Raw genomic sequence first — 16784 nt, forward strand, 5'->3', positions numbered from 1 at the left:
CTCGTCGAAGGGGTTCATGCTCATCTTGACGTTGGCGAGGTCAACCCCCGTGCCATCCGCCTTCACGCGCGGCTTCACGTTATAGTCGATCACACGCTTCACGCAGACCAGGGCTTTCATGCGCATTCCCTCAGATTCGTTCGATGATGATCGCGGGCGCCATGCCGCTCGCGGCACACATGGTGATCAGCCCGTAGCGTCCACCAGTTCGCTCAAGCTCATCCAGCGCCGTGCCGATCAGCAAAGCCCCGGTGGCGCCGATGGGGTGGCCAAGCGCGATGGCGCCGCCGTTCACGTTGACCTTGGCCCGATCCATGCCGAGGTCCCGCTGAAACTTCTCGGACACGACCGCGAAAGCCTCGTTGATCTCCCAGACGTCGATATCGGAAACCGAAAGCCCAGCGCGTTCCAGCGCGCGCCGGGCCGCCGGCACGGGCGCATTGAGCATCAACGTGGGGCAGTCGCCCACGTTGACCGCAGTAACGATGCGGGCACGGGGCTTGAGGCCCTTGCGCGCTGCATATTCGGCCGAGGCCAGCAGAACCGCGGCCGAACCATCGACCACGCCAGAGCTGTTGCCCGCGTGATGGATGCCATCCCATTCCAGACCGGGGTGCCGCCGCTGGATCATCTGGCGATAGGTCGTGCCATCTTCCTGCGCCGGCATGTCCGCAAGGGCGCCGAAGCTTGCCCTCAGTTGCGCCAGCCCTTCGGCAGTCGTCTCAGGGCGGGGAAATTCGTCATGCGCCAAGGCGACCGATCCATCGGCATTGTGCACGGGGACCACGCTGCGATCGAAGCGCCGTTCGTCCATGGCGCGCTTGGCACGGCGCTGGCTTTCAAGTGCAAGCGCATCGACGTCGGCGCGCGTGATGCCTTCCATCGCGGCGATCGCATCGGCGCAGACGCCCTGATGACTGAGCGGGTGCATCTCGACCAGGGCAGGATTACCCGCCGCCGGCCCAAGTACCATTCCGGCAGCAGCCTCGTCCTGGAACACAGCCGTGTGGAGGCTCATCATGTCGGTGCCGCCGCCGATGGCGCAGTCCTCGAAGCCGGACATGATCTGGCTGGCGGCCAAGGCAACAGAGGTGATCGAACTTCCACAAGCGCGGTCGAGTGTCACGCCGCTGGCACGTGTCGCATACCCTGCGAACAGCGCGGAATAGCGACCGAGGTTGAAGCCCTGCTTGCCGCGCTGAACCGCCGTGCCCCAGACAACGTCGCCGACGTCGGCCGTGTCCAGATCGTTGCGCTCTGCAATCGCCCTCAGGACGGTGGCCCCCAGCACCTGGGGATGGAGATGAGCCAGCCCGCCCTTGCCAACTTTGCCAATGCCGCGAGGCGTACGCACTGCATCGATGATATAGGCTTCGGCCATGTAATCCGCCCTTTTCCAGCTTCGATCCGCGCGTCACATATATAACTAGGTGATACAAATCAAGCATGATGGAGCCAGTCCATCACCGCCTGCGAAAAGGGGCGGCCCTTCCGGACCGCCCCCTTCGCTTGCAGGTCTGAATCTGCCGATCAGCCGCGCGTGAAGCTTCCACCGCTTGCGGCCTTGTCGGCCAGCAGCTTGCACGGCGTGATGCCGGCTGCCTTCAGTCCTTCGACCACCTTGGCAAGGCCCACGGTATTGGCCCAGAACATCGGGCCGCCGGTGTAGAGCGGCCAGTTGTAGCCCAGGATGCAGGCCACATCGATGTCGCTGGCACGGATGGCCACGCCTTCTTCCAGCACCTTGGCGCCTTCGTTGACCACCGGGTAAAGCAGCCGCGCGACGATCTCCTGTTCGGAGAGCGACCCGGTTGCCGTGACGCCCTTGGCCTTGGCGAAGTCTGCGATGACCTGCGCCGCCACCGGGCTGGGCGAAGCCTTGCGCTTCTCGTCATAGTCGTAGAAGCCCCCGCCCGACTTCTGGCCGAGGCGGCCGAGCTTGACGAGGTCGCCCGAAAGCGTGCGCTCGTTGCTGCCGCGCCCGATCACGTCGAGCCCCACAAGGTCGGTCATCGCGAACGGCCCCATGGCGAAACCATAGTTGAAGATCGCGGCGTCGATGTCCGTCGGGGTGGGACCTTCGAGCACCAGTTCCATCGCCTGCCGGCTGCGTGGGCTCATTACGCGGTTGGCGATGAAGCCCGGCCCGACGCGGCTCACCACCGGCACCTTGGCGATGGCCTTGGCGATCTTCAGCGCGGTTGCCAGCACATCGTTCGCCGTCTTGGCGCCGCGCACGATTTCCAGCAGGCGCATGACGTTGGCCGGCGAGAAGAAGTGCAGGCCGAGCACGTCCTCGGGCCGCGCAGTGGCAGAGGCGATCTCGTCCAGATCGAGGAACGAGGTGTTCGAGGCGAGGATCGCGCCCTTCTTGCAGATGCCGTCGAGCTTGCCGAAGACGTCCTTCTTGATGCCCATTTCCTCGAACACCGCCTCGATCACGAGGTCGACGTCCGACAGGGCTTCCAGCCCGAGCGCCGGCGTGATCAGCGCCATGCGCTGTTCCACCTGCTCGGCGGTCATGCGGCCCTTCGCGGCGGTGTTCTCGTAGTTCTTGCGGATCACGCCCACGCCGCGATCAAGCGCGGCCTGGTTCATTTCCACCAGCGTCACGGGAATGCCCGCGTTGAGGAAGTTCATGGTGATGCCGCCGCCCATCGTGCCGGCGCCGATCACGCCGACCTTCTTGATGTCGCGGGTGGGCGTGCCGGCCGGAAGGTCAGGCACCTTGGCGCCTTCGCGTTCGGCGAAGAAGTAGTAACGCTGCGCCGCGCTTTCGGTGCTTTCGCGAAGCTCCTCGAACAGTTCACGCTCACGCTTGATGCCTTGCTCGAAGGGCAGTTCGGCCGCAGCCTCGATCGCCTTGACGATGTTGAACGGCGCCTTGAAGCCCCGGAACGCGCGGGCGTTCTTCTTGAGGTATTCCGCGTAGATCTCGCTCTTGCCGCGATAGGGCTCCACCTTGTCCTGACGATCGCGCACGCGCAGCAGCGGGCGGCCTTCGTCGACCAGTTTGCGCGCGAAAGCGATGGCGTCCTCGCGTAGCTTGCCTTCTTCGGCGAGCGCATCGACCATGCCCAGCGAAAGCGCCTTGGGTGCTGCCACCGGGGCACCGCCGGTAATCAGGTCAAGCGCGGCTTCGATGCCCACGATGCGCGGGAGGCGCTGCGTTCCGCCGGCACCGGGCAGCAGGCCGAGCGCGACTTCCGGCAGGCCCACCTTCGCCGAAGGCACCGCGATGCGATAGTGGCAGATCAAGGCCAGCTCATAGCCACCACCGAGCGCCGTGCCGTGGATCGCGGCGACGACCGGCTTGGTGCCGTTCTCAATGATGTCGAACACTTCGAGCAGGTTCGGCCCCTGCGGCGGCTTGCCAAATTCCGAAATGTCCGCGCCCGCGATGAAGGTGCGCCCGGCGCAGATGAGAACGATCGCCTTGACGCTATCGTCCTCGGCGAATTGCCTGAACCCGGCTTCGAGAGCCAGGCGCGTATGGACGCTGAGCGCGTTCACCGGCGGATAGTCGATGGTCAGAACTCCCACGCCATCGACGACTTCGGTCTTGCCGACCTGGTTCATGCGTTCACTCCCTTGCTGTTCGCCCGGCAATCGCGGGCGCTGCGGATCACATCCGCTCGATGATGATGGCCGGTGCCATGCCGCCGAAGGCGCACATGGTGATAAGGGCGTAGCGGCCGCCGCGCCGTTCAAGTTCGTCGAGTGCGGTGCCGATGAGGATCGAACCGGTCGCGCCGATGGGGTGCCCCAGCGCCATTGCGCCCCCGTTGACGTTGACCCTGCCCCGGTCCAGCCCAAGGTCGCGGATCGCCTTTTCGGTCACCACCGCAAACGCCTCGTTGATCTCCCACAGATCGATGTCCGCTACCGAAAGCCCCGCCCGCGCCAGCGCCTTCCGCGCGGCCGGAACCGGCGCGTTGAGGATCAGCGTCGGGCAGTCGCCAGCGTTGACCGAAGTGACGATCCGCGCGCGCGGGCGCCAGCCGTTAGCCTTGAGGCCAGCCTCGGAAGCAAGCAGCAGCGCAGCTGAACCATCGACCACGCCCGAACTGGTCCCAACGTGATGCACCGGCTCCCACCTGATGTCGGGATACTTGCGCTCGATCATCTGACGCATGGTCGTGCCATCGGGCGCGGCGGCGACCTGTTCCATCGCAACGAAAGCCGGCTTCAATGCGGCCAGCGTCTCCGTCGTGGTTTCGGGTCTCGGATATTCGTCGTGGTCGAGCGCGAGGCTGCCGTCCCGGTTGTGCACCGGCACCATGCCCCGCGCGAAATGCCCCGCGTCAATCGCCGCCTTGGCGCGCCGCTGGCTTTCAACGCCCAGCGCCTCCATATCGGCGCGGGCGATGCCCTCCATCGCGGCGATGGCGTCCGCTGCCACGCCCACGGCGGAGATCGGGTGTTCCTCATACAGCGCATAGTTGCCGCGCGCGCGGCCGAGCGCGGCGTAAGGCGTGCCCTGCTCCCAGCCGTCAGCCTCCTGATGGTGGCTCATCATCTCGGTGCCACCCGCGATGACTACGTCCTCGAACCCGGCCATGATCTGGCCCGCCGCGAGTCCGACCGAGGTGATGCCTCCGCCGCAGAAGCGGTCGAGCGTCATGCCGCTGGCCTTGACGTCATAGCCCGCCCACAGCGCGGAAAGGCGGCCAAGGTCGCCCCCCTGCTTGCCGCGCTGCTGGCTGCACGACCAGATGATGTCATCGACGCGCGCCGTATCCAGCGCGTTGCGATCACGGATCGCCCGCAGCACCGTGGCGCCCAGATCCTGCGGGTGCAGGTGGGCCAGCGCCCCCTTCCCCGCCTTGCCGATCCCGCGCGGGGTGCGGACGGCATCGACGATGTAGGCTTGGGTCATTGTCCCTCCAATGCGCCGATCAGCGCGGAGCCATGCGGATCGCACCGTCGAGACGGATGCTTTGCGCGTTGAAATAGGTGTTGCGCACCAGTTCGAGCGCCAGGCTGGCGTATTCCTCGGGCCGGCCCATGCGCTTGGGGAACGGGACGGAGGCGTTCAGCCCGTCCAGCACTTTCTGCGAATTGCGCGCAAGCAGCGGCGTGTTGAAGATGCCGGGCATGATCGCGTTCACGCGAATGCCGAGATCCATCAGATCGCGCGCCATCGGCAACACCAACCCGTTCACGCCAGCCTTGGCCGAGCCATAGGCAACCTGCCCGACCTGTGCATCCTGTGCGGCCGCGGACGATGTCAGCACGATCGTACCGCGCTCCCCGTCCTCCAGCGGATCAAGGCTCGCCATGCCCAGGGCTGACAGCGAAGCAAGGCGATAGGTCGCAACCAGAATGCCTTCGATGGCAAAGGCATAGTCCTCGGTCGAAAAGCGGGTGAGTTCGCCGGTTTCGCGATTGCGCCCAACGGTCTTGCCCTTGCGGTTGGCCATCGCGCAATGAACCAGCACGCGTTCCTGCCCGTGCGCGGCCCGCGCCTTGGCAAGACCAGCCTCAACCGATGCTTCATCGAGAATGTCGACCTTGCAGAACAGGCCGCCAATCGCCTGCGCGACAGCTTGGCCTGCTTCCTCGTTGAGGTCGAAAATGGCGACGTTCGTGCCAGCCGCCGCCAGCGCCTCGGCCGTGGCCTGCCCCAGCCCCGAAGCGCCGCCGGTGACGACCGCCGCGAGGGTGTTGTCGATCTTCATATCAGGTTCCTTGTTCAGACCAGCAGACCGGCCAGCCGGTCGCGAATGACGCCTTCCGCCTCGGCCACGATGCGGCTTACCAGCACTTCGCAGGTCGGGATGTCGTGGATCAGGCCCTGCACCATGCCGGCCCAGAACACGCCCTTCGACAGATCACCGGTCTTGAGCATCTCCCGCCCCGCCGCGCCTGCGACGAGGTTGCGCACGTCCTCGAACGTGGCCCCCGGTACCGCGAGCCGCCGTGCGACTTCCTCCGACACGGCGCTACGCCCGACGCGGGCGGTGTTCTTCAGGCTGCGGAAGATCAGCACACTGCCGCGTTCGTCGTTGTCGAGATAGGCCTGCTTGATGTTGGCGTGGATCGGCGCCTCGACCGTGGCACAGAAGCGCGTACCCATGTTGATCCCGTCAGCCCCGAGCGCCAGCGCGGCGGCCAGCCCCCGGCCATCGCCGAAACCGCCGCTGGCGAGCAGCGGGATCTTCACCTTGTCCGCCGCTGCCGGGATCAGGATCAGACCGGGAATGTCCTCCTCGCCCGGATGTCCCGCGCATTCGAACCCGTCGATCGAGATCGCATCGACGCCCGCCTTCTCGGCCGAAACGGCATGGCGCACCGCCGTGCACTTGTGCAGGATCCTGACGCCATGCGGCTTCAGCATCTCCCAGATTTCCCGCACAGCCGGAGTTCCGGCGGTTTCGACCACCTTGACCCCGCCATCGATGATCGCCTGTGCATACCCCCTGTAATCCGGCGGGTTGATCGTGGGGAACACGGTGAGGTTCACGCCGAACGGCTTGTCGGTCATGCCCCGGCAGCGCTCGATCTCGGCGCGCAAGGCCTGCGGGTCGGGCTGGGTCAATGCCGTGAGAATGCCCAGTCCGCCAGCGTTGGACACCGCGCTGGCGAGTTCGGCGACGCCCACGCCCTGCATCCCGCCCTGCACCACCGGGTGCTGGATTTCGAGCAAATCGGTAATTCTCGTTTTCAATGCCATTTGCGGCCTCGTCTTCCGGCGCCAGGCCGTTCATCCGTGTCCATCACGCGGGGATTTGATTGAAAGGCACGCCCTTGTCGGGACGGTAATCCTGCGGCAGGCCAAGGATCTTCTCGGCAATGGTGTTGAGCAGCATCTCGTCCGCCCCGCCGGCGATGCGGCCGGTCGGCGCACTCAGCCAGCTCTTGGTCCAGTCTTCGTGCGCGGAGCCATGGCGATCCAGCGCAAGGCCGGCTTGCCCTGCAAGGTCGAGCGCCAGTTCGGACAGCTTCTGCCGGCTGCGCACCGACACCAGCTTGTTGAGCGAGCCTTCCGGCCCCGGCTCCATCCCCGCCTGCATCATCAGCATCGCGCGGCGCGTGATGGAATCGAGCCCGGCCCGCATCGCATGGTTGCGCGCAATGGCCGACCTTACCCGCCCGTCCTCCAGAGCCGGTCGGCCATTAAGGACGAGCGGCTTGACGTGCTCGACAAACACATCGAGCGGCGGCCCGAAACCGGCACTGTCGGTCGCGGTGTAGCGTTCGATCATCAGCGTGGTCATGGCGACACCGAAGCCGCCGCCCACGGGGCTGAGCCGCTGGCTGTCCTCCAGCCGGACGTCGTCGAAGAACACCTCGTTCACATGGCTGCTGCCATCGGCCAGCTTGATCGGCCGGACGTCCACGCCCGGGGCACGCATATCGACCCAGAAGTAGGTCAGCCCCTTGTGCTTGACCACATTGGGATCGTTGCGGGCGACGATCACCCCGTAGTCGGCATACTGCGCATAGGAGGTCCACAGCTTCTGGCCATTGAGCTTCCAGCCGTTGCCGTCGACTTCGGCGCGCGTGCGAAGCCCTGCAAGATCCGACCCGGCGGCAGGCTCCGAAAAGAGCTGGCACCAGATTTCCTCGCCGCGCAGCGCCTTGACGACCCGCTCGCGCACCCAGTCCCGATGTTCCCCCTGCCCGCCCTGGCCGAAGCGGATCATGATCGGCACCGGCATCCCGAGCGAGATGGCGAAGTAGGACGTCGGCATGTCGAAAGGCATCTCTTCTTCCTCGAAGATCACCTTTTCGATATGGCCGAGGCCCTGCCCGCCCATTTCGACCGGCCAGTTGATGCCCGCAAACCCAGCGTCGTATTTCTCGGCCATATAGCGCCGCGCGAGCGCCAGATCGTCCGCTGTGCTCAGGCCCTTGCGCGCGTGAAAGCCGTAAACCGGGGCCACCGACTGAAGCCAGGCGCGGGCACGCGCCCGGAATGCATCGCGATCGTTCATGCAGCTTCTCCCGTCAGTTCGCCAACCAGCACATCTTCCCAGAAAAAGGTGCTCCCGGCCTCGATGGCGAGGCTGCGCGCCCGGCGCATGTGAAGGTGCAACCCCTGCTCCCACGTCGCGCCAATGCCGCCGTGGATCTGCACGCAGTCGCGCGCGCAAGTGTCATAGGCCTCGGTGGCAGAAAGGCGTGCGTCCGCCGCGGCAAGAAGAAAGCCCGGCGTGCCCACGCTCGCAGCGGCGTGGATGGCATTCGCCCGCGCGATTTCGACCAGGCCGTACATCTCGGCGATCCGGTGCTTGACCGACTGAAACGCCCCGATCGGCTGACCGAAGGCGCGCCGGGTCAGCGCATAATCGCGCGCCGTGAACAGCAGCGCCTCGGCGCCGCCGAGCTGCTCGTGCGCAAGAACCACGGCCACCCGCGCCAGAAGCTCCATCGCCAACCGGCGGGCATCGCGCCCTTGCGCGAGCAGGACAGCCGGAGCACCGGCGAAGGCAAGGTCCGCGTGGCAGCGCGTGTTGTCGTAGGAATCGATGGGCGTGACTACAGCATCGCCAAGTCCGGTCAGGACCAGGCACGGCGCACCGTCGCAACTGGCCCAGACAATCGCGAAGTCTGCCTTGCCGCCGCCCGTCACGCCATGCTTGGCCCCGTGCAGCCGCCCATCCGCGAACGTCGTTTCCGGCAACGCAGGCAGGATTTCGGTGCCTTCCGCAAAGGCTATCGTGCCCAGTGCCGTGCCCGCGGCGATACGCCCCAGCCACTCTGCCTTCAGTGCATCGGTCCCCTGCATTTCGATCGCAGCCGCAGCAGCATGACCGACGCCCAGGAACGGCGCGCCGGCAACCTTTTCGCCACTGGCCTGCGCCACAAGACCCAGTTCGACCAGCCCCAGCCCAAGCCCGCCAAACGCTTCCGGTATCGCCAGCGCGGTCCAGCCCTGCTCAACCGCGGTTTCCCTGAAGGGAGCATCGTATTCGCCCACGCGGTCGAGCAGGCCCAGCATCCGATCGGTGCTGCATCGCGCTTCCAACACCCGGCGCGACTCGTTTGCGATGGCCTGCTGGCCCTCGTCATACAGGATTGACATGGCGCATCCTCATATCCATTACTCGGCCCAGTTATATAACTAGGTGATACATATCAAGAGCTGTGAGAGGCTGGAAGGACGAGGACGCGAAAAATGAGGAACCACCTCCCATCGCGCACCCCGCGGCAGGTCGGCTGATGGACATCCGATTTTCCGCCGAGGAGCAGAAATTCCGCGAGGAATGCCGGGAATGGCTGTTGGCCAACGTGCCGTCAGAGAGACGACCGCTGAACGCCGCAGACGCGATCGCGTTCGACAAAGAGTGGCAGCACCGCCTGTTCGACGCAGGATGGGCAGGCATCAACTGGCCGACGGCCTACGGCGGACGCGGCCTCTCGCTCGTGCAGCAGGTCATCTGGCTCGAGGAATATGCTGGCGCCCATGCGCCGTGGATCGGCGCCAACTTCGTGGGCATCAACCACGGCGGACCGACGCTGATCCTCAATGCTACCGAGGAGCACAAGGCCTACCACCTACCTCGTATTCTCAAGGGTGAAGCGATCTGGTGCCAGGGCTTTTCCGAACCCGGCGCCGGGTCGGACCTTGCCGCGATCCGCACCCATGCGCGCATCGAAGGCGATGAACTGATCGTCAACGGTACGAAGATCTGGACGAGCTTTGCCCACGTGGCGGACTGGCAGGAACTCGTGGTGCGTACCGAAGCGGGCTCGCGCCGCCACCAAGGGCTTTCCTGGGTTATATGCGACATGCACGCCCCGGGCATCGAAGTCCGCCCCATCCGCAAGATGTCGGGCCAGGTCGAATTTGCGCAAGTCTTCTACGATGATGTGCGCATTCCGCTGGCCAACGTCGTGGGAGGTCTCGGCAATGGCTGGAAAGTGGCGATGTCCACGCTGAGCTTCGAGCGCGGCACCGGCTTCATCGCAGAACAGGTCAAACTGTCGCAGGAAATCGAGGAACTCGTTGCCAGCGCGCGTGCCAGCGGTGCCATCCGCGATGATCGCATCGCCGGAGAACTCGCCCAGATGCGCGCGGAAGTCGCCGCCCTGCGCGCCATGACCTACCGGAACATCTCCGACGTCATCCGGCGCGGCCAGCCGGGCCCCGAAGCATCGGTCATCAGACTGTTCAGCGCCGAACTCGGCCAACGGCTCGAACGCATGGCGCTATTGCTGGCTGGCGATGATATCCTCGACTTCCGCTATGGCGACGATACCCTCGTGGGCGAATACCTGCGCGGCTTTGCCGCCACCATCGCCGGTGGAACCGCGCAAATCCAGCGCGACATCATTGCCGAGCGCGTGCTTGGCCTACCCAAGTCGAGGTAACGCGGATGGACCTCTCGCTCGATTCCCAGCAGGAAGCGCTGGTTGCCGCAACGGCCGACTGGTGCCGCGACAACATGCCGCTGGAACAGGCGCGCAACCGCCCGGACACTCTCTGGTCGGCGCTTCAGGCGATGGGCTGGACCGCCATGACCGGCCCGGACGTCGCCCTTGACCACGCGACCGAAGCCCTGGTCTTTGTGGAACTTGGACGGCATCTCGCTCCGGTGTCGCTGATGTCTGGCGCCGTTGCCGCACGCTGGACCGACCAGCCCGGAAAGGTCGCCCTGGCGCTGTTCGGCAATGCCGGGGTCCGCGTCTGCGATGCCGAAGGCGCCACAATCGCACTGGGCATTTGCGACGGCGTGATCGCAACGTTCCGGCTGCCACCCGGTCTTGTCGCATCGCCCGCGCTAGACCCTACGACCACCTTGGCCAGGCTGGCTCAGCCATCCGTCCGGACGCCTGTCGACAGCCCGCTTCCTGCACTCCACCTTCAGTTGCTGACTGCAGCATTTGCAGCAGGTTGCGCGGATGCAGCGCGCGACATGGCATCAAGCTATGCCGCCCTGCGCGAACAGTTCGAACGGCCTATCGGTTGGTTCCAGGCGATCAAGCATATGTGCGCGGACATGGCCGTGCGCTGTGCGGTCGCGCGCGCGCAGATCAGTTTCGCAGCCTGCGCGCTCGATGCCGACGCCCCGGACGCCGCGTTCCACGTGGCGGCCGCGCGACAGGTTGCAGAACAGGCGGCCATGGAGAACGCCCGCGCCAACATCCAGGTTCACGGAGGCATCGGCATGACCGATGAAGCCTCCCCGCACCTGTGTCTGAAGCGCGCCCACCTTCTCTCGTTCATTGCGCCTGCCCGGCGCAGCGTCCTTCTCGGAGACCCCGCATGACCGAAAAAGTGCTCTACGAAGTCGACCAGGGCGTCGGCATTATCACGCTGAACCGGCCCGACGTGCACAACGCCATGGATGACGAAACCGCCGCGCTCTACAAGCAGGCCGTCCATGCCGCGCTGGACGATCCCGCCGTTCGCGCCATCCTGCTGCGCGGTGCCGGCAAATCCTTCTGCTCGGGCCGAGATACCACGGTGCTGGGCCATCGCGCCCGCGATGAAAGCGACTACCACTTCGTGCTGCGCCACCAGCAGAGCCGGCTCGAAGTGCTCGACAGCCCCAAGCCGTTCATCGCCGCCCTGAAGGGCGCGGTCATCGGTGGCGGCTGCGAAATCGCGCTGTCGTGCGACATCCGCGTCTGTTCGACCGACCTGAAGATGGCGCTGCCCGAAATCCACTATGGCATCCTGCCCGATACCGGCGGCACCCAGTTGCTGACCACGCTGATCGGTCCCGCCCGCACCAAGTACATGGTCATGACGGGCGAACGCATCGACGCGCAGACGGCGATGGAATGGGGCGCGGTGGACTTCGTGGTCGCGCCCGACGATCTGGATGCCAAGGCGCTGGATGTCGCGCGCAAGATTGCCGCCAAGCCCCCGATCTGCCTCGCCATGGCCAAGACCATGATCGACCAGGCGCATGCAGGCGCAGTCCGCAACGGCATTGCGCAGGAACTGCTGGCCCAGACGGCCCTGTTCAAGACCGAAGATTATATCGAAGCACGCGCCGCGATCCGTGAAAAGCGCAAGCCCGTCTACAAGGGGAAATAAGATGAGCGATCAATACAAGGGGCTGCGCAACGCGCCCGGCGCGGGCACGCGGATGCTTCCGGAAGGCGCCTTTGCCAACGAAGTGGCGATCATCACCGGCGGCGGCTCGGGCATCGGCAAGGGCATCGCCGCCGAATTCGGCCGGCTTGGCGGCGCCGTGGCAATCGCCAGCCGCGATCCCGACAAGCGCGCACGCGGTATCGCGGCGGTGGAGGAAGCCGGCGGCCGCGCCATCGGCGTCGAAGTCGACGTGCGCAGCCCGGAGGCGGTCAAGGCCTGCTTCGACGAAGTCGAGGAAGTCTTCGGCCCGGTGACCCAGTTGGTGAACAATGCGGCGGGCAACCTCGCCGGCGCCTCGGAGGACTTCAGCCTCAACGCCTGGCGCGCGGTCACCGGGATCGTGCTTGACGGCACCTGGATCTGCTCCACCGAATTTGCCCGTCGCCGCATCGAAGATGGCCTGGGAGGCTCGATCCTCAACATCGGCGCGACCTATTCGTGGACCGGCGGCCCCGGCACCAGCCCTTCGGCAGCGGCCAAGGCTGCGGTAACGAACCTGACACAGACGCTGGCGGTGGAATGGGCGCCCTATGACATCCGCGTCAATTGCATCGCGCCGGGCCTGTTCCCGCACAAGGACCGCGTCGCGCACCTGCGCTTTGCCGATGGCGACGAACTGTCCGACCGCCAGCCCGCCTTGCGGACGGGCGAAGTGCACGAGCTTGGGTGGGCGGCCGCCTACCTGTGTTCGGATTACGCCGCGTTCTGCTCGGGCCACACGTTCGTGCTGGACGGCGCGAACTGGCTGCGACGCTCGCTGCGCATGCCCAAGTTCGAGCCGGTGCGCGAATGGTTGCCCAAGCGTGAGAAGAAAGGCTGAGGGCAGCGCCCTCAGCCAATTACCTTCCGCATCCTGAAATCGGCTATCTCCGCATCGGAATAGCCGATTTCACGCATGATTTCGTCGGTATGCTCTCCGATTTCCGGACAGGCCCGACGGAAGCGGACCGGGACGTCATCAAAGCACCAATAGGCGCCCAGCTGTTCCACCACCCCATACTGCGGCTGTTCGAGTGCCGAGATGAGGTTGAGTTCGCGGTTCAGCGGATCGTCGAAGAAGCGGTTCTGGGCGTCCTCGAACGTCACATGATCGCACGGCACCCCCGCAGCTTCGAGAGCGGCGACAAGCTCGGATGCATCGCGCGCCGCCGCTGCTCCGGCAAAGCCGGCATCGTCGGTACCGAATACCGCGCGAGCCGCGGCCTGCCGCTCCGCGCCATGCGCGGCCATGGCAATCCACTTTCCATCGCGACATTCGAAGATGCGATGGTACGGCGAATAGCCGGTCTGGTCGGCGGTGAGGTGATAGGTCTCGGCCAGCGATCCATCCGGCAGGATCAGCGTTTCACCTTGCGTGAACGCCGACACCCCCAGCAGCGATGTCTGCGTGGTATGGCCGCGCTGGCCAGTCCGCCGGGCGTAAAGCGACGCCATCAGTTCGACCAGGCAGTTCATGGCCGTCGCCACGTCCATGGTGCCGGGGCGATTGAACATGGGCTTGTTGCCGTGCCCAGCGTTTTCGAACTCCCAGCCGGCAATGGCGTTGAAGATCGAATCGTAGCCAGGCCAGTTGCCGCGCGCGCCGCGCTGTCCGTAAGCGCTGGAATAGTTGAAGATCACATCCGGGTTGTGCGCGCGGATACCCTCTTCCGACAGGCCGAGCTTGGCGGCACCGCGAAAGCGCATGTTGTGGTGAACGGCATCGGCCCATTGCAGGAGCCGCTTGAGGATGGGCTGTGCATCGGGCAGCGTGAGGTCCAGGGCAATCGACCGCTTCGAGCGCGCAGCCGCCTGGTAATAGCGATGCATGAAACGGATACGGTCGCCCGAAAGTGCTTCGACCTTGATGACGTCGGCGCCCAGGTCGCCCATCATCGACGGGCCCATCGGGCCCGCGACGAACATGCCGAAATCGAGCACGCGGACACCCTCGAGCATGTCCTCGGGCTGGTCACCGGCAGACGGCGCACGCGGGCGTGGCGACCAGACGTCCGTCCCGCCCTCGCCCAGCCGAGGCGCGCGCCTTGCCGGCGGCAGGTCCGCATCGCTGTGGAACGGCACGTTGGGCTGCACCGTGTGGCCAAGTTCAGGATCATCCACCGCAACGGCATACCCATTTGCCAGCACTTCCGGGTGGCGCAGCATCTCGCCCAACGGGTACGCAGGTTCTGCCGCGATGTCGGCGGCGCGCAGATCAGCCAGCCAGCTTTCCAGCGGCCGTCGCTTGAAGGCTTCGATCTTGCCCTCTTCGGTGTCGATCTCGACGCCTTCGGCCAGCACCTCCCACATCGTGGGCATGTTGGCGTAGTCGAACTGGCGCGCGGGATCCATGATCTGGAGCCAGTCGCCGCCCTGGCACTGGTAAAGCTGCTGCCCGATCGGGCGCGGTCCCAAGGGGTGTGGCGGATTGTTGGGCATCGGGCCGCGAGAATTGCGCGCCCAGATCAGCTGCAACATGCTCATGTAACCCTGGAAGATCGATGTGTGCGCCGCGCCGCCACGGCCCGAACGGATCCGCGCGACCAGACGCGCGAGGATGCCGGCGACCGCCAGATGAGCAGCCCCCCAATGCCCGGCGTTGAACCGCCAAACGATCGGACCGGCCCTGTAGCCGTCATTTTCGTACAACGCGCCGAACCGTGCTGCCACCAGCAGTTCGTCATCGGACCGTTCGACGTCGGGATGGCCCTGCGGGCTGCCCGTCACGGCGCAAACCACGAGCTGTGGGAAGCGCGCGCGCAGGCTCGCGTCGTCCAGCGCCAGCGCCGCGGCACGGGACGGCGTGAACTGGTGCAGCAACACATCTGCCGCCCCCAGCCTTGCCTCCAACCCCTCGCGTCCTGCCGCCGTGACAAGATCCAGCTCCAGGCTGCGCTTGCCGCGGTTCCAGTTGGCGAAGCGCGCCTGCCCGCGCGCGGGGTCTCCACCGGGCCGCTCGATCTTGAGCACGTCGGCGCCCAGTGCCGCGAGCATCACGCCCGCGACCTGCACCGCCTGCCCCTCACCGATCTCCACGATCCGCAAGTCGTTCAGCATGGCTCAGACTTTCCGGAAATTGGGCAGGACCCAGCCATCCTGGATCGGGGTCCACTCGACCGCGACCTTCATGCCGATGTGCACATCCTCGGCATTGCAGCCGGTCACGTTGGCGTTCAACCGCGCGCCGGGCGCGCCGTCGATGTCCACGACCACGGGGACATAGACGTATTCCTCGCCATTGGCCGGATTGCGGTTGCACACGACATAGCTGAACACCGTCCCCGTGCCCGGCAGCGTTGGCCAGGCCTTGCTGGAACTGGAACATTCCGGACAATAGGGCGAAGGTGGCATGCGGAAATGGCCGCAATCGGCGCACTGGCAGGCCGTCAGCCGCCCCTCTTTTGCCGCCTCCCAGAACGGCTCGGTATCCGGGTTGGTCGAAATGCGGAGCTGTTCGCCCGGCAGGATGCGCGCCGGACCGTATTTCACGTGATCACCCATGTCATTCGCTCCTCAGGATGAGGCTGGAAACCGGAAGCGAGGCCGGCCCGCCCGAGACGAGCGCAAATTCCGCGTCCTTGACCTGATTGATGGCGGTGCCGCGCACCTGCTCAACGCCTTCGACGATATGGGTCATGCCGATGATGTAGGCCTCGTTGAGGTTCCCGCCGTGGGTGTTGACCGGCACACCGCCGTTCACGCCGCTCCCGGTCGCCGCATCGTATCGGATCTTGCCGGACAGGACATAGTCGTTGCCCTCGCCCTTTTCGCAGAAGCCATAGTCTTCCAGCTGCATCAGCACCATCGGGCTGAAGTGATCGTAGATCAGCGCCACATCCATGTCCCGCGCCGAAAGGCCCGACTGAGCCCAGATGCGGTCGGCCGTGAACTGGTGCCCCGAACTGGCGAAGTGCGGATCGGGCATCCCCATCCAGGCAAAGGCGCGGCCCCATTCGCGCTGTCCGCCATGGGCGCAGGCGTGGACCACCGCGGGCTTGTGGCGACAGTCCTTGGCGCGATCCATCGTCGTGGTGATGACCGCCACCGCGCCATCGGTCTCAAGGCAGAAGTCGAGCCGCCGCAGCGGATCGGCGAGCATGATCGAGGCGTCGTATTCTTCTTTCGTCAGGGGCGCCTTGCGCACCGCCTTGGGGCGGTTGTGCGTGTTGGCGCGCGTGGCCATCACGATTTCGCCAAAGGCATCCTGCGTGGTGCCGTAAAGGTGCATGTGCCGGCGTGTCAGCATCGACATCAGGTGCCCCGGACCAACCAGACCGGAGGGCTGGAGAAAGCTGTTTTCCGGGCTTGGCGCCGCCGCCCCGAACACCACGCCGAGGCGGTGCTGCGGCAATTGCTGCAACGCCATGACCGTTACCGCATAACGGCAGTCCTCGTTCATCAGGCCGGCCGTTGCGAGACCGATCGCGCCCGGACAGCCGCCGCCGCCGGATGTGAGGGTGGCCGAAAACGACACGTTCGGCATTCCCAGCGTTTCCATCAGCGACGCCGTGTCGAACTTGTCGAGATAGCCCGCGCCGGCGGTCGAGTAGTAGGAAAAGCCGTCAATGTCGCGGATCGAGATTCCCGCGTCCGCGCAGGCCTTGAGAATGGCCTCGCCTGCCATGTCGTTGATCGTTCGCGGCCAGCTCTTGCCACGCACGTAGTAGTCGGTCGCGCCGACTCCCACGATCGCTGTCTTGTCCTGATGCGCCCAGGCCACTGCCCTTCTCCTCTATCCCAGATATATAAC

At 65.6% G+C, this 16784-nt stretch carries 14 protein-coding genes and 1 pseudogene; 4 read left to right on the top strand and 11 right to left on the bottom strand.

Annotated elements, in window-relative coordinates; genetic code table 11:
• The 8 genes and pseudogenes from OLX02_RS12405 to OLX02_RS12440 all read right to left on the bottom strand — a co-directional run.
• Positions 1 to 120: pseudogene (locus OLX02_RS12405) on the bottom strand (electron transfer flavoprotein subunit beta/FixA family protein); the annotation flags it as partial.
• Between the two features lie 10 nt (positions 121 to 130).
• The gene (locus OLX02_RS12410) at positions 131 to 1381 is read right to left on the bottom strand and encodes an acetyl-CoA C-acetyltransferase (RefSeq protein WP_264423286.1); all 1251 of its coding nucleotides are present in this window, start codon (positions 1379 to 1381) and stop codon (positions 131 to 133) included.
• Between the two features lie 149 nt (positions 1382 to 1530).
• Entirely contained in the window at positions 1531 to 3579 is a 2049-nt protein-coding gene (locus tag OLX02_RS12415; RefSeq protein WP_264423288.1) for a 3-hydroxyacyl-CoA dehydrogenase NAD-binding domain-containing protein, read from the bottom strand.
• Between the two features lie 46 nt (positions 3580 to 3625).
• A complete protein-coding gene (locus tag OLX02_RS12420; RefSeq protein WP_264423290.1) occupies positions 3626 to 4879 on the bottom strand; it encodes an acetyl-CoA C-acetyltransferase in 1254 nt (417 codons plus the stop codon).
• 19 nt (positions 4880 to 4898) lie between these two features.
• Entirely contained in the window at positions 4899 to 5681 is a 783-nt protein-coding gene (locus OLX02_RS12425) for an SDR family oxidoreductase (RefSeq protein WP_264423293.1), read from the bottom strand.
• Positions 5682 to 5695: 14 nt separating this feature from the next.
• Positions 5696 to 6676, bottom strand: coding sequence for an NAD(P)H-dependent flavin oxidoreductase (locus OLX02_RS12430; protein WP_264423295.1), 981 nt, complete (start codon positions 6674 to 6676; stop codon positions 5696 to 5698).
• Between the two features lie 43 nt (positions 6677 to 6719).
• A complete protein-coding gene (locus tag OLX02_RS12435) occupies positions 6720 to 7940 on the bottom strand; it encodes an acyl-CoA dehydrogenase family protein (protein ID WP_264423297.1) in 1221 nt (406 codons plus the stop codon).
• Entirely contained in the window at positions 7937 to 9031 is a 1095-nt protein-coding gene (locus OLX02_RS12440) for an acyl-CoA dehydrogenase family protein (RefSeq protein ID WP_264423299.1), read from the bottom strand. The genes OLX02_RS12435 and OLX02_RS12440 overlap by 4 nt, the downstream gene beginning before the upstream one ends.
• 137 nt (positions 9032 to 9168) lie before the next feature.
• Between OLX02_RS12440 and OLX02_RS12445 the strand changes: the two genes are divergently transcribed.
• The 4 genes from OLX02_RS12445 to OLX02_RS12460 are packed head-to-tail and all read left to right on the top strand — an operon-like array spanning position 9169 to position 12875.
• Positions 9169 to 10320, top strand: coding sequence for an acyl-CoA dehydrogenase family protein (locus tag OLX02_RS12445; protein WP_264423301.1), 1152 nt, complete (start codon positions 9169 to 9171; stop codon positions 10318 to 10320).
• Between the two features lie 5 nt (positions 10321 to 10325).
• On the top strand, positions 10326 to 11219 hold the full coding sequence (locus tag OLX02_RS12450; protein ID WP_264423303.1) for an acyl-CoA/acyl-ACP dehydrogenase: 894 nt from the start codon (positions 10326 to 10328) through the stop codon (positions 11217 to 11219).
• On the top strand, positions 11216 to 11995 hold the full coding sequence (locus tag OLX02_RS12455) for an enoyl-CoA hydratase/isomerase family protein (protein ID WP_264423305.1): 780 nt from the start codon (positions 11216 to 11218) through the stop codon (positions 11993 to 11995). The genes OLX02_RS12450 and OLX02_RS12455 overlap by 4 nt, the downstream gene beginning before the upstream one ends.
• Before the next feature lies 1 nt (position 11996).
• Entirely contained in the window at positions 11997 to 12875 is an 879-nt protein-coding gene (locus OLX02_RS12460) for an SDR family oxidoreductase (RefSeq protein WP_264423307.1), read from the top strand.
• 11 nt (positions 12876 to 12886) lie between these two features.
• On the opposite strand, the gene OLX02_RS12465 is transcribed toward OLX02_RS12460, so the two are convergent.
• From OLX02_RS12465 to OLX02_RS12475, 3 genes are read right to left on the bottom strand one after another with little or no spacing between them, the layout of a single operon-like run.
• Positions 12887 to 15091, bottom strand: coding sequence for a CoA transferase (locus OLX02_RS12465; RefSeq protein WP_264423309.1), 2205 nt, complete (start codon positions 15089 to 15091; stop codon positions 12887 to 12889).
• 3 nt (positions 15092 to 15094) lie between these two features.
• Positions 15095 to 15535, bottom strand: coding sequence for a Zn-ribbon domain-containing OB-fold protein (locus OLX02_RS12470; protein WP_264423311.1), 441 nt, complete (start codon positions 15533 to 15535; stop codon positions 15095 to 15097).
• Between the two features lies 1 nt (position 15536).
• Positions 15537 to 16754 carry a thiolase C-terminal domain-containing protein gene (locus OLX02_RS12475; RefSeq protein ID WP_264423313.1) on the bottom strand — a complete coding sequence of 406 codons (1218 nt, stop codon included), beginning with the start codon at positions 16752 to 16754 and terminating at the stop codon, positions 15537 to 15539.
• Positions 16755 to 16784 lie beyond the last annotated feature (30 nt).

Source organism: Novosphingobium sp. KCTC 2891, assembly GCF_025938155.1.
Taxonomy (GTDB): Bacteria; Pseudomonadota; Alphaproteobacteria; order Sphingomonadales; family Sphingomonadaceae; genus Novosphingobium.

Bases quoted from the DNA above. Each gene is read 5' to 3' on its own strand.
- OLX02_RS12410 (WP_264423286.1), bottom strand. From the start codon at position 1,381: ATGGCCGAAGCCTATATCATCGATGCAGTGCGTACGCCTCGCGGCATT.
- OLX02_RS12415 (WP_264423288.1), bottom strand. From the start codon at position 3,579: ATGAACCAGGTCGGCAAGACCGAAGTCGTCGATGGCGTGGGAGTTCTG.
- OLX02_RS12420 (WP_264423290.1), bottom strand. From the start codon at position 4,879: ATGACCCAAGCCTACATCGTCGATGCCGTCCGCACCCCGCGCGGGATC.
- OLX02_RS12425 (WP_264423293.1), bottom strand. From the start codon at position 5,681: ATGAAGATCGACAACACCCTCGCGGCGGTCGTCACCGGCGGCGCTTCG.
- OLX02_RS12430 (WP_264423295.1), bottom strand. From the start codon at position 6,676: ATGGCATTGAAAACGAGAATTACCGATTTGCTCGAAATCCAGCACCCG.
- OLX02_RS12435 (WP_264423297.1), bottom strand. From the start codon at position 7,940: ATGAACGATCGCGATGCATTCCGGGCGCGTGCCCGCGCCTGGCTTCAG.
- OLX02_RS12440 (WP_264423299.1), bottom strand. From the start codon at position 9,031: ATGTCAATCCTGTATGACGAGGGCCAGCAGGCCATCGCAAACGAGTCG.
- OLX02_RS12445 (WP_264423301.1), top strand. From the start codon at position 9,169: ATGGACATCCGATTTTCCGCCGAGGAGCAGAAATTCCGCGAGGAATGC.
- OLX02_RS12450 (WP_264423303.1), top strand. From the start codon at position 10,326: ATGGACCTCTCGCTCGATTCCCAGCAGGAAGCGCTGGTTGCCGCAACG.
- OLX02_RS12455 (WP_264423305.1), top strand. From the start codon at position 11,216: ATGACCGAAAAAGTGCTCTACGAAGTCGACCAGGGCGTCGGCATTATC.
- OLX02_RS12460 (WP_264423307.1), top strand. From the start codon at position 11,997: ATGAGCGATCAATACAAGGGGCTGCGCAACGCGCCCGGCGCGGGCACG.
- OLX02_RS12465 (WP_264423309.1), bottom strand. From the start codon at position 15,091: ATGCTGAACGACTTGCGGATCGTGGAGATCGGTGAGGGGCAGGCGGTG.
- OLX02_RS12470 (WP_264423311.1), bottom strand. From the start codon at position 15,535: ATGGGTGATCACGTGAAATACGGTCCGGCGCGCATCCTGCCGGGCGAA.